The following is a 12,142-nucleotide window of genomic DNA, read 5'->3' as shown; positions in this document are numbered from 1 at the left end:
GGATCTGGGATTTCGGGAGAGTGCTGCGTGGATGGCCCTTCCGCATGACGTGCGGGGCGTTGTCGGTGGCCGCCCTCGTGTGTGAACGGTCACCCAGCGCACCAGTCGCCGTCAAGCACGCCGCAGCCGGTGGCATCGACTCGAAAGTCGGCGGGGCGGGCCCACTCGGGCAAGCCTCATCGCGACGGCACATTCTGTACTGCAACCACTCGGCCCGCTCGGGCCCCGTGCCTAGAGGCGGCCACCAGGCGGGAGGCGGTGTCGTCCTCGGTGCGTCCGCTCTTGATGAGGTCGAGGATGTCGCAGGGGTCGAAGTAGCGGGACACCGTCTCCAGCCGCTGCATGCCGCGTGTGGTCTGCGCGGCGCTGAAGTCGCGCAGTTCGGAGCCGACTTGGGCCCGGAAGGCGTGCAGGACCTCCTCGACGGGGGAGAAGTGTCGGTAGGCGGCGGCGGTGGTGGCGGTGGACACCCTCGGCGCGTTTGGTGATGTCGGCCAGGCTCACCAGGGTCGGCGAGATCTCGAACAACTCCGCGGCGGCCGCGATGAGTTGCCTGCGATTGCGCTGGGTGTCACCGCGCATGGGTTGACGCCCGGTTTGCGTGGCGGCGGTGTTCACCGGAGGGCCGCGAGACCGTGCGCCGGACGGCGGACGCCCTCGGTGATGGACTCCGTGGCGGCACCGTACGGTAACCGCGGATGCCTCTCGCCCGAGGCGCCGAACTCGCCGCCAGGGCGCACGGCCACGCCGTATGCCGTGCCCCGCGGCCTGGCCGACGAGCCCCCGCCCGCCGGAGTCGGCCACGCCATCGACACCCCCACGACGCGGTCGATGTCCTCCTGGTGGGCGCTGTCCTGGGCACGGTCATCGACCGGCTGCCGACTGCCCCGGCACGCCCGAGGAGATCGGTGCGGCGATCTGGCCGTACGCCTTGCCTGCGCGGAGGTGTCGTTCGCTGTGGCGCGAGGTGCGTCATGAGCGTCTCGCGGGACCCCTCCCGAAAGCTGGATGGACGATCACCGGTGTCCGACGGCGGATTGTTGTACGTTGAATTCGGGCCCATGGTGACGCGTCAAGCTCAACACTGCTGGGAACGGGGATGGTTGTGATGGCGGGCGTGGAACTGGCGGAATTGATAGCACAGTTGCGGGCGGAGCTGACCGAGGCCATGCGGGCCGGTGAGAACGCCGGGCTGCGGTTCGAACTCGGCCCGGTCGAGCTCGAGTTGGCCCTCTCCGTGGCCAAGGAGGGCGGGGCCGGGGGCAAGGTCAGGTTCTGGGTCGCGGAACTCGGCGCCGAGGGCAAGGCGTCCCGCATCTCTACCCAGCGGATCAAGCTGGTGCTGGATCCCCGGCAGGCCGGCGTGCCGGATCGCAGACCGCTGATCTCCGGCGAGGAAGTCGACGGCGAGCGATGAGCGCGGGCGTATGAGTTCCGAGGGCCTCGACCGTGCCCGCGTCGCCGAGTTGCTGGTGACCCACGCGGGCAGGCGGCGCGGCTCGGGTTACCGGGTCACCGTGGACGTGGTGCTGACCGCCGCTCACGTACTGGAGGGCGCCGCATCCGTGCAGGTACGGTTCGAGCCCGACCTGCCGGGGGAGTGGACCGCGGACGCGCTGTCCTGGTCTGTGGACGCCGCCTCGGACATCGCCGTGGTGACCATCGCGCCCCGTCCGGGCGAACCGCCGCCGGTGGCTGCCCGGTTCGGGCGGATCGGGACGCGGGCCGCTCAACTTCCGGTGCAGGCAGTGGGGTTCCCCCGGTGGAAGCTGCGCGGGAACACCGGAGCGGGAGTCACAGGGCCGACGGGACCCGCCGCGGCGACCTGGTTCCGGGACAGCGCGCACGTCGTCGGGTCGGTGGCGCTCCTGTCGCACTGGCGGGAGCGGACCCTGGAGATCGTCGTCACCGCCCGGCCCGCCCTCCTCGCCCCCGGGACGGGCGGCGCGGTGTCGCCGTGGGAAGGCATGTCCGGAGCCGCGCTGTGGGCGGAGGACCGGATCGTCGGCGTGGTCACCAAGCACCACCCGGGGGACGACCTGGGTGTCCTGACCGCCGCGCGGTTCGACCTCGCGCTGGACGGACTCGCCCCCGGAATACGGCAGTTGCTGCCGGTCCCCGAGCGGTCCACCCAACTGCCCGACGTCCTACCCGCCGCCGACCGGGCGGACGAGGAGTTCGCGGCCAGGTACCGCGCCTTCATGGCCCGTACCCTGAACCGCTTCGAGTTCTTCGGCGTCGACCCGCGCGGCATACCGCGCCGTCACACCTTCGCGACGGGCTACGTCCCCCTGACGGTGAGCCCGCGGGACACCGGCGACGAGCCGAAGAACGCCGTGTCCGCCGGAGTCCGCGCCGACCAGGCCCTCGGCGACCAGGAGCGTGCCCTGGTGCGCGGGGTGGCCGGCTCGGGCAAGAGCACACTGCTGCGCTGGCTGGGCGTGCGGGCCGCGCGGCCCGCCGACGACACGGGCGACACGGGCGACCGGGCACCCGTGCCGTTCGTCCTCGAACTGGCCCGGTTCGGCGGCGGCCGGCCGCCCTCCCTGGACCAGTTGATCGCCCCCGTGCTGCGCCCGGAGATGCCGGCCGGCTGGGTACGGCGCATGCTGACGGCCGGCCGCGTGGTGCTGCTCCTGGACGGCCTGGACGAGATACCTCCGCGGGAACGGGTGCACGTCGAGGACTGGGTCGACGAGCACGTGGACGCGCACCCCGGCACCCGGTGCATCGTCACCACCCGCCCCTCCGTCGTGGCCGAACAGTGGTGGGCGGACCGCGGTTTCCAGCGCTACGACCTGCTGCCGATGAGTCGCCACAGCATCGACCAGTACGTCCACTCCTGGCACGACGCCGCCCGCGAGGACCAGCCCGCCACCGCCCTCGGCGACGAGGTGCGCAGAGAACTGACGCGCTGCGAACGCCAGTTGCTCATCACTCTCTCCAACCGCCCCGCCCTGCGCGGCATGAGCGCCAACCCCCTGCTGTGCGGACTGCTGTGTGCACTGCACCTGGAACGCGCCGAGCACCTGCCGGAGAACCGCAAGCAGGTCTACGACGCCGCGCTCGACCTGCTCCTGGTGCGCTGGCCGCATCTGCGGCGCCGGCACCGCGCGGCGGACGACAGCGAGCGGCCCGGTTCCGGGTTCGCGCCGGAGACCGACCCCGAACCCCCGCTGCGCGGTGAGGGGATGACGAAACTCCTCCAGCGGATCGCGTTCTGGCTGGTCACCAACCGCCAGCTGGTGCTGACTCCCGCGCTCGCCCGACGCCGCGTCGAGTCGTCCATGCTCGGCCTGCGCGGCGACGGCGACCCGGAACAGGTGTTGCAGTACCTGGCCCACCAGAGCGGCGTCGTACGCGAACTGCCGGACGGCTCACTGGAGTTCGTCCACCGGACCTTCCGGGACCACCTCGCGGCGAAGGAGGTCGTCGAGGAGGACAACCTGCCGCTGCTGGTGGACAGCGCCGACAAGCCGCACTGGCACGACGTGGCGGTCATGGCGGGCGCGCACGCACGCCCCTCCGAACGGATCTGGCTGCTGCGGCAGTTGCTGGAACGGGGCCGGACCGAACCCGCCCACAAGGACGCCCTCTTCCTGCTCGCGGCCGCCATCCTGGAGCAGACCGACGTCCTCCCGCAGCAGGACGGCGACTCGCCCGATGTACGCGACCAGGTCAACGAGGACCTGGCCGAGCTGATCCCGCCCCGCGACCGGCCCGCCGCCGACCAGCTCGCCGCGGCCGGGCCGTTCGTTCTCGACCTGCTGCCCGACCCGAGAAACGTCAATGACGAGCAGGCCGTACTGGTGGTGCGCGCGGCGGCCCGGATCGCGGCCCGCTGGGAGAATCCGCCCGGCGCCGTGGAGAAGATCCTGCAGTACACCGTGGCCGGCGCCCCGAGACGGATGATCAACGAACTGCTGGAGGCGTGGGGCAGGCACGGGGACTACGAGGCATACGCGCGTGACGTGCTCAGTGAGATCGACTTCAGCCGGTTCGACGTCGAGCTGCAGAACGGCCGACGCATCGACCACATCAACCACCTGAAGTCCATCGTCACTCTGACCCTGCGCAACAGCGTCTTCGATCTGACCCCGCTCACCGCCCTGCCGGACCTGCGACGCCTCACCCTGCGCGACAACGACATGACCTTCCTGCGCCCCCTGTCCGGATGCCGCTCGCTCCGGGTCCTCGTCCTGGACCGGTGCGCCAGGAACGCCGGTGCCCTGCCCGTGGACCTGTCCCCGCTGCGCGAACTGCGGCTCTCCCGGCTCGTCATCGCAGGCATCACCACCCGCCTGGACCTCGCCGGTCTGTCCGGCGTACGGCTGGACAGCCTGCGCCTGGAATCACGCCCGCGCGACCTGGCCCGCCTCCCGGCCGGGCTGAGGGTACGTCATCTGAGCCTGGTGTCCGGTGCGCGAAGTGTCCGGTTCGACGAGGTGGACGGCGTCCGCTCGGTCGTCCTCGACTGGTCGCCGGAAGCGGACCTGCCGGCCATGACCGCAACCCTGCCGGACCTGCGCCGACTCGTCCTGCGCCAGGTTCCGCCGGGCACTTCCGTCCCCACGCTTCCCGGCATCCGGACCACGGTCTGCCCGGCCGTGCGCCCGACGACGGACTGAGGCGTACGGCTGCGTCAGTCCGTGCGTTTCGTGCGTTCCGCCGTCCGATCCGGACCCCCAGGGCGGTTTCAAGGTCCTGGTGATCGCATGAGTGTGCAGGCCACGTCGGTATGGCGGTGCGTGGTCGGCCCGGTCCCTGAACGACGGAGCTCTGGTCCATGCCGGTGACCGATCAAGTCGCTCACCCGTCAGCACCGGTTGACCGGACCGTTGACCCTGTCCGCCCCGGCACCGGCGCGGACAACATCACTAGTTCGTCAGTGCGCGGCTGGTGGCCTGCTCGGCGGTGCCGACCGGAGCCTGATCCTTCGCCGCGATCGGCCCATGGGCAGCGAGTGCCCTGCAGGACACTCTCGCCCGGCTCGGCACCCGCGCCACGACGGTCTTCCATGTGTGCATCGTGCCGAGTGCGGCGACCTTCCGCCGGGTCCTGAACGCCGCCTGCCCCGACGGGCTGGCCGATCTGCTCGGCGCGGATCCGGCTGGGCGACACCCTCGAGGCGGACGGCAATTGCGCCTGCGGCTCGCGCCACGGGGATGTCCCGGCCGCACACCTGCTGGCCGCGGTCACAGGCGCCGGCCTCACCGTCATCCAGGTGCGGGTGCCGCATGAGACGAATGAAATCACCTGTTTCGACGCCTCGTTGGCGCCCGACGACCTGACCGGCGGCACGGTCACCGCGGACGCCCTGTACTGCCGGCGCGATCACCACGGTTCCTGGTCGCCGGTCACGTCGAGGGCAACCCGACTGGCACGCCGCAGGAGGCGTCCTGTCCCCGCCAACTGCCGTGTCTCCGTGGCGAGGTGAGTGAAGCAGCGGTCGGAAGAGCCGAATGGAGCTCCACCGCAGTTACTTTCGGCAGCACCTTGGCCATGAGGACGCAGTCATGCCCCGTGCCGGGCGGGCGGCTGCTGACGGGTCAGGTGGCGGGAACCGCCTGCGGATAGAGCACGCTGGGGTCGGCGGACAGGGCCGCCTTGAGCTGGACGCTGTTGTTGTCGGCGAGGATCTCCATCTTCCCGGCCTCGATACCGTCGAGGGCGGCGCGCACGACGTCGGCGGGGTCGTTCTTCTCCACGTCCCACCCGGCCATCATGTCGGTGTCGGTGCTGGCCAGGTGCAGGCCCGTCACCGTGGTTCCCTGGCCCGCGAGTTCGAGGCGGATGCCGTTGGTGAGGCTCCACGCCGCCGCCTTCGCCGCGCTGTAGGCGTTGGCCCCGTCGTAGGCGAGCCAGGACATCGCCGACAGGACGTTGAGGATGGCCCCGCCGCCGTTGGCGGCCAGGACGGGGGTGAACGCGCGGACCATGTTGAGGGTGCCGAAGTAGTTGGTGTCCATCTCCAGCCGGATCTTCTCGGGATCTCCGGTGACGAGGTTCTGCTGGGTGAAGACGCCGGCATTGTTGATCAGGAGGGTGACGTCCGAGGCCGCGCCCGCCGCGGCGGCGACCGAAGCCGGATCGGTGATGTCGAGCCGCAGTACTTCCGCACCGGGGAGGTCGACGAGGTGGGGGGTGCGCGCGGTCGCGTAGACCTTGGTGGCGCCCCGGTGCAGGAGTTGTTGGGCGAAGTGCCTGCCGATGCCGCGGTTGGCGCCGGTGACGAGGGCGACGGAACCGGTGATCTTCATGGGGAGTCTCCTGGCGGTGTTGAGGTGATTCCTGTGCGGGTTGTTCGCGGGCCACGCTAGAACCTGACATTGACGTCAGAGGCAAGTGATGTGATCCAGGTCACGGGGGATGCGCATCGGCGAGCTGGCCTCAAGGGTGGGCGTGAGCGTGCGGGCACTGCGCTGCTAGGAAGAGCAGAACCTTGCTGGCCTCGCAGCCCCAGCGGCCGGCGGAGGTACCCGGACAGCGCGGTCGACCGAGTCCAGCTGATTCGGCAGCTGTACTCCGCAGGACTGTCGAGCAGGGCGATCCTGGAGCGGCTGCCGTGTGTCGAGACCGGTGACGTGCCCCCTGAACTGCTCGACCGGCTGTCGGCCGAGCGGGACCGCATCGACGCGCAGGTCGGCATCGGCATTCTTGTGAAAACCCGGGACCGGCTCGACGCCATCACCACCACGGCAGCCACGGCCAGGAGTGCGGGCCGGCCCTGCTCTCGTTGAGCAGCGCGCCTTCCCCAGGCGTGCGGCAGTGCTTGTCGCCCGGCCCTTCCCCTCCGGCGCGTCCGGCCCGGTGTCTGTCACCCGCTCGGGTGGGAGAGGCCGATGCCGTGGCTCTGCACGCCCGAGCCGCGCACGGTCAGGTTGGTGGCCTTCGGGGGCGGTCGGCCGCCATGACCGTGCACTCGCCGCCGTCCAGGTCGGTGAAGGCGTAGCTGCCGTTCTCGCCGGTGGTCGCGGTGGTGACTACGTTGCCGGCCGCGTCGATGCGCGTGACCTGCGCGTCGTTCGGTTCCTGTCTCCTCCCGGAAGCCTCCGGTACCGGGTCCGCACCCCGTCCTCCCGTCAACTCCCGTGATCCCGCCGACAGTTCACCTGCCGTGCCGCCGCATCAGCCCGTCCTGGCCTTGTTCACGAGGTTCGACAGCACCTCGCGCCCGCCGGCTCACCCTGGTCACCTCCGGGCTGACCACCCGCACCCGCGAAACGGGGAACTGACACAAGGGGCCGCGCGCCACGGATCACATTGCTGTCGAATCTGCTTCCACAGAGAGGACCTGCGCTTCAGCACGCCGGAAGCGCCCGACATCGAGACTGCCCAGATGGGTGCGGAGAGCAGAAGACGTTGTCGTAGCGGCTGCGTACGACCGGGAGATGCTCCCCGCGGGCGCGTGGAGCAGGGGCTGCTGATCCTCGAACCGGACGGCAGGCGGGGACCAAGTCGGCCATTTCGGTCATGGTGTGTGGATCGGCACGCCCGCGCAGTGCGGGTGCGCAACTCGGAGGTGCTCGCCACGGTGTACGACACCGTGGCGAGCGAAGTCCGCGAGGAGGCTCTGTCGCTGATCTGGAGGTGGTGGCGATCAAGAGGAGGTGGGCATCACCTGGGCGTGGGGGATGTGGTTCGCCTCGCCGACCTTCTTCTTCCGGGGGTTGGGCGTCTGCCGATGCAGTCGTTCTTGGGGACACCGCGGTCCGGCTTACCGTGCGGTCGACGGTGGGGTCGGCCGCCTGTCCGGGATGTGGATGGAGATCCTCGCGTCTGCACTGCTATTACCAGCGGTGTCTGGCGGAGCGTCCCGTCGCCGGCCGTCAGGTGCGACTCGATCTGCGGGCACGCCGTCTCGTGTGCGGTCACGGCAGCTGCGGGCGTCGGACGGTCGCCGAGCAGATACCGGACCTGACGCGTCGACATGCCCGCCGCACAAACGCGCTCACCACTCAACTCACCGACATCGCCTTGTTTCTGGGCGGACGAGCGGGAGCCGATCTGCATGGGCGCCTGGCGGTAACCACCAGCAAGGACACACTGCTCCGCCTGCTGCGCGCACCGTCCGTCCCGGCGCCGGAATCCGTCCCGTGTCCGGGCGCGGATGAGTTCGCCGTGCGCCGCGGTCGGACCTACGCGACGATCCTCGTCGACATGAACACCCACCGTCCCGTCGACGTCCTCGCGGACCGCACCGCGTGCACCTTCGCGGCCTGGCTTCGCGAGCACCCTGAGGTCGAGATCGTCTGCCGCGACCGTGCCGGCTCCTTCCATGACGGCGCCCACGCCACGACGACCGGTTCGGATCGTCGGCCGTCCAGATCCACCGCCTACTGTCCCTGAGCACGGCAGGCGGTGTGACCGCGTTTCCCTGACAACTACGCCCCTGCCTTGTAGGACCTGTGCCCGTCGGTGTCGCGAACGGCGTCATGCCTTCGCGACCACCGGTCGTGCCCGGGTGTCCGTCGGGTCTCAGGCACGCCAATGCACTTTGAACACCCACGCGTACTGCCCCGCCTTGCGCGCAGCCTCGGGGACGTCGATCACCAGGGCCCCGTTACTGAGCGTCCATGTCAAAGGGCGGCCGTGGCCGAGCATCGTCACCTTGTCGCCGGTTCGGATCGGGATCGGCGCTTCGACGGTGAGCTTCGCGCCGGGTTTCGCCAGCGAGTGGATGTAGAAGGCCTCGTCGGGGCGGACCGTGAACCTCAGGTCGTCGCCGAGCTGAGCCATCCTCGACCAGTACGTCGTGTCGTAGATCGCCTCGCCGTTGACGCGCAGCCAGCGGCCGGTCTCGTGCAGCCGGGCCTGCATGATCTCGGGGATCGTGCCGTCGGCCCGAGGACCGATGTCGAGAAGGAAGTTGCCGTTCTTCGACACGATGTCGACGAGGTTGCGCACGACCTCTTCGGCCGTCATGTAGCCGTCGTCGGGGGTCGCCCGGTTGTAGCCGTAGCTGAACGGGTCGAGGCCTCGGCTGGACTCCCACTTGGCGACGACCGTGTTCTCGTACGTCGTGTACTCGGGCGTGGTGAAGTCGTGGAAGGCGATTCCCGAACGGTCGTTGACGGTCACGTCGATCGGACGGCGGCGGTTCCTGGCGTGGTTGAAGTACTCCGCCAGCACATCGAGGCTGTCGTTGGCGCCGCCGATGTCGCACCAGATGAGCTCGGGGTCGTAGCCGTGGATGAGTTCGAGCATCTGCGGGGCCTGATACTCCGTGACGAAGTCCTTGCCCGCGGTGTATCCGGTGTACGGCACCGGCTCCAGGGTGTACGGATTGCGCGGGGCGTGGCCCATCCACGGGTTGTCGGGGTTGAACCACTCCGGCATCGAGAAGTAGAGCCCGCGGTGGAGTTCGGGCGTGTGACGGCGTGAGGCGTCGAAGAGTTCTTTGACCAGATCCCTCTTCGGGCCCATCTTCACGGCGTTGCGGTCGGAGACCTTGGTGTCCCACAGCGCGAAGCCCTCGTGGTGCTTCGAGGTGAGCACGTGGTACTGGGCGCCCGCGTCCCGGAACAGTTCCACCCAGGCCCGCGGATCGAACTTCTCGGCGGTGAAGCGCGGGATGAAGTCGTCGTACGCGAAGCCCTCGCCGTAGGTGTCCCGGTGGTAGGCGTACGTCGGGTTGTTCGGGTCCTGCATCTGGTCCCAGTACCACTCGGCGTACTGCTGCCCGACCGGCGCCCAGGCGGGCACCGAGTACACGCCCCAGTGGATGAAGATGCCGAACTTGGCGCCCTGGAACCAGTACGGCGCCTGGTGGCCGGCGAGGGAGGTCTCGGTGGGCTGGTAGTCGGCGACGCCGAGGGTCAACTGCTCGTGGGAGACCGCCGCTTGGGCTCCGCGTCCGGTCACGGTCACCGTGCCGTCCCGCACGGTGCCGGGCTTGGCACCGCTGCGGATGCCGACGCGGACGCGGGCCTGCTCACCGGGGTCGAGTCGACGGACGCGGGCGGGCTCGACCGTACGGGCACCCTCGGCGTCGACGCGCACGGACACTCCGTCGCCCGCGAGGATCGCGACGGTACCGGCGTTCACGACCGTCGCCTCGATGCTCTGCGCGCCGGACGACTCCAGCAGTGAGTTGGTGGAGTGGGCGTCGCGCAGGGCCAACGCCCTTCCCTGGGCCGCGGGTTGGAGGGAGAGGGCGAAGACGTGCAGGGAAGTACGGCCCGCCTCGGCCGGGTTGGTGACCGGGAGGGTGAGGGCGACGGCCTCGCGCTGCGGGTCGAGCCAGACCTCCGAGGTCCCGATGCCGACGCTGTGCTGGTCCTTTGTGCCGTCCGGCCGGTAGCGGTACGGGGCGAAGAGCGAGCCGCCGGCCGCGTACCAGTCGGCGCCGCCGAGACCGCCGGTCGTGGTGGAGCCGTCGGCGTAGTGGACGGTGGCGTTGCCGGAGACGTTGCCGTAGCTGCCCGAGGTGAGGAAGACGGCCGACAGGTAGCGCCCCTGGGGCAGTTCGACGCGCTGGCCCATCGCGACGACGTTGTTCTTGGCGCCCGCGGCCGAGGAGGGGAAGAGGAAGGGGATGCCGCCGACCTCGACGCGGCCGGTGGGGAGTTCCTCGCCCGGGAAGGTGTAGCCCGAGCCGTCGAAGTCGCCGCCGCGCGCGGAGGCGGTGTCGATGCCGTCGTTGTCGTAGAGGCCGTCGAGCGGGACGGGGACCGGCTCGGGGACGGGGACCCATGGTCCGGACGCGGTGGCGACGAGTTCGGCGGCGTGTGCGGCGGTGGCTGAAGTGAGGGGAAGGGCTGCTGCTGCGGCGACTCCGGCCGCGGTGCCCAGGACCTGACGTCTCGGATACGTACTCATGAGCGGCTCCAATTCCTCGGATGTCTGATGATTGAATGGGGCCGCGATACTGTCAATGGTGCGGACAGCGAGGGAAGTTGGAGAGATTCATAGGATGACTCGACTGCATGTCCTGCTCGGTCGGTTTCTGGTGGATCTCGGGCGTATCACCGCGCGCCATGGCGGAAGGCCCTGCATCCTCGCGAGTTGGACCGGGCCGTTCCCCTCCGGATCCGCCTCTGGCGATGGAAGAGTTCTGTCATCTCTTCAGGAGCGGCCCGCTGGCCGCACGCCGGATTGAATGAGGGGGCGGAGGCGGAAGGCGATGTGTGTCGTGGTGGCTCGGGTGGACGGCATCCGCTCCGGGACACTGCCCGCGGAAACGTCGTACAACGGCAGTGACTCCAGAGAGGACCAGCCGGTGTGGCAGTCGTAGGTGGTCAGCGGGCACGTGCGCGGGCGCAGCGTCGCCTCGTGGGAACCGTCGTGCAGGTTCCCTTACGAGTCTGCGGATGCGGTGTGTGCCTGGCGAGTCGGGGTGATGGGAATTCATATGGGCATGACGATTTCGTCATATGGGGTGATGGTGTGACGGAGCAGCGTATTTACGGGCATCTTCGTGAGTTCCGTGAGGCTTTCGACAAGCCTGAGCCGCTGGCCTGGCCGGAGATCAGTCATGGCCAGCTGCTGATGACGATGAGCTCGAAGAAGCAGCACCAGCTCGTTGCCCATCGCCTGCGTACCCAGTTGGAACCTCAGTTGGACGCGGATCTGGTCCTCATGCTCGAAACCGACATGGAGGATGTGGGGCTTGGCATCCTGCGGGTTCCCGACCTTGTCGTGATCGACGAGGAAGAGGCCACGGCCGACACTGATGCCATCGATCCGCGCCGTTGCCACCTGGTGATCGAGATCGTTTCTCGGTCCAACCCGGGCAACGACTACGAGGGCAAGCTGCGCGACTATCCGGCCATGGGCGTACCGCACTACCTGATCGTCGACCCCCGGGACGGGACCGCTGTCCATCACTGGGCGCCTGTGCGCCGCAATGGCGAACCCACGTACGACAATAGGTAGCACTACGCCTTCGGAGACACCGTCACCATCACGGGCTGGAAGATCGACACCGCTGCTCTCCCTCGCTACACCGCGGACGCCGGACGGTGAACGACACCGCCGTTCTGGTGCGGTCCTGGCGCCAGCAGCGAGGCATGTCCCAGACACGGCTGGCCGAACTCTCCGGGACGGGGTCTGTACGCTCACCGGTGTAATTGATGATCATGGAAGAGACATCAAGTGACTGACACCGTGACCAAGTCCGCGACCGCCGATGACCAGGCGG

Annotated in this window: 9 protein-coding genes and 1 pseudogene; 6 read left to right on the top strand and 4 right to left on the bottom strand. The window is 69.4% G+C overall.

Going from position 1 to position 12,142, the window contains the following annotated elements:
* Positions 1-176: 176 nt before the first annotated feature.
* On the bottom strand, positions 177-470 hold the full coding sequence (locus ACIRRY_RS18550; RefSeq protein WP_403973688.1) for a hypothetical protein: 294 nt from the start codon (positions 468-470) through the stop codon (positions 177-179).
* Positions 471-1,117: 647 nt separating this feature from the next.
* Here ACIRRY_RS18550 and ACIRRY_RS18545 point away from each other — a divergent pair.
* Together ACIRRY_RS18545 and ACIRRY_RS18540 are read left to right on the top strand one after the other, a co-directional pair.
* On the top strand, positions 1,118-1,417 hold the full coding sequence (locus ACIRRY_RS18545) for a trypco2 family protein (RefSeq protein WP_403973686.1): 300 nt from the start codon (positions 1,118-1,120) through the stop codon (positions 1,415-1,417).
* A gap of 10 nt (positions 1,418-1,427) precedes the next feature.
* Positions 1,428-4,628 (top strand): NACHT domain-containing protein, encoded by a 3,201-nt coding sequence (locus ACIRRY_RS18540; protein ID WP_403973683.1) that lies wholly within the window; start codon positions 1,428-1,430, stop codon positions 4,626-4,628.
* Between the two features lie 921 nt (positions 4,629-5,549).
* On the opposite strand, the gene ACIRRY_RS18535 is transcribed toward ACIRRY_RS18540, so the two are convergent.
* Positions 5,550-6,260 carry an SDR family oxidoreductase gene (locus ACIRRY_RS18535; protein WP_403973681.1) on the bottom strand — a complete coding sequence of 237 codons (711 nt, stop codon included), beginning with the start codon at positions 6,258-6,260 and terminating at the stop codon, positions 5,550-5,552.
* Positions 6,261-6,350: 90 nt separating this feature from the next.
* On the opposite strand from ACIRRY_RS18535, the pseudogene ACIRRY_RS18530 reads away from it, so the two are divergent.
* Positions 6,351-6,503, top strand: a pseudogene (locus ACIRRY_RS18530) (hypothetical protein); the annotation flags it as partial.
* A gap of 81 nt (positions 6,504-6,584) precedes the next feature.
* A complete protein-coding gene (locus tag ACIRRY_RS18525) occupies positions 6,585-6,740 on the top strand; it encodes a hypothetical protein (protein WP_403974610.1) in 156 nt (51 codons plus the stop codon).
* 136 nt (positions 6,741-6,876) lie between these two features.
* Here ACIRRY_RS18525 and ACIRRY_RS18520 read toward each other — a convergent pair whose 3' ends face one another.
* Entirely contained in the window at positions 6,877-7,086 is a 210-nt protein-coding gene (locus tag ACIRRY_RS18520) for a hypothetical protein (RefSeq protein WP_403973678.1), read from the bottom strand.
* Between the two features lie 387 nt (positions 7,087-7,473).
* Here ACIRRY_RS18520 and ACIRRY_RS18515 point away from each other — a divergent pair, with 387 nt between their 5' ends.
* Positions 7,474-8,349, top strand: coding sequence for a transposase (locus ACIRRY_RS18515; RefSeq protein ID WP_403973676.1), 876 nt, complete (start codon positions 7,474-7,476; stop codon positions 8,347-8,349).
* A 129-nt stretch (positions 8,350-8,478) separates the two neighbouring features.
* Here ACIRRY_RS18515 and ACIRRY_RS18510 read toward each other — a convergent pair whose 3' ends face one another.
* The gene (locus ACIRRY_RS18510) at positions 8,479-10,821 is read right to left on the bottom strand and encodes an alpha-L-fucosidase (RefSeq protein ID WP_403973673.1); all 2,343 of its coding nucleotides are present in this window, start codon (positions 10,819-10,821) and stop codon (positions 8,479-8,481) included.
* Positions 10,822-11,388: 567 nt separating this feature from the next.
* On the opposite strand from ACIRRY_RS18510, the gene ACIRRY_RS18505 reads away from it, so the two are divergent.
* The gene (locus tag ACIRRY_RS18505; protein WP_403973670.1) at positions 11,389-11,877 is read left to right on the top strand and encodes a Uma2 family endonuclease; all 489 of its coding nucleotides are present in this window, start codon (positions 11,389-11,391) and stop codon (positions 11,875-11,877) included.
* The last annotated feature ends 265 nt before the right edge of the window (positions 11,878-12,142 follow it).

Source organism: Streptomyces sp. NPDC101776, from assembly GCF_044766845.1.
Lineage (GTDB): Bacteria > Actinomycetota > Actinomycetes > Streptomycetales > Streptomycetaceae > Streptomyces.
Note: the sequence above shows the minus strand (reverse complement) of the source record. Positions and strands in the feature narration are given on the sequence as shown.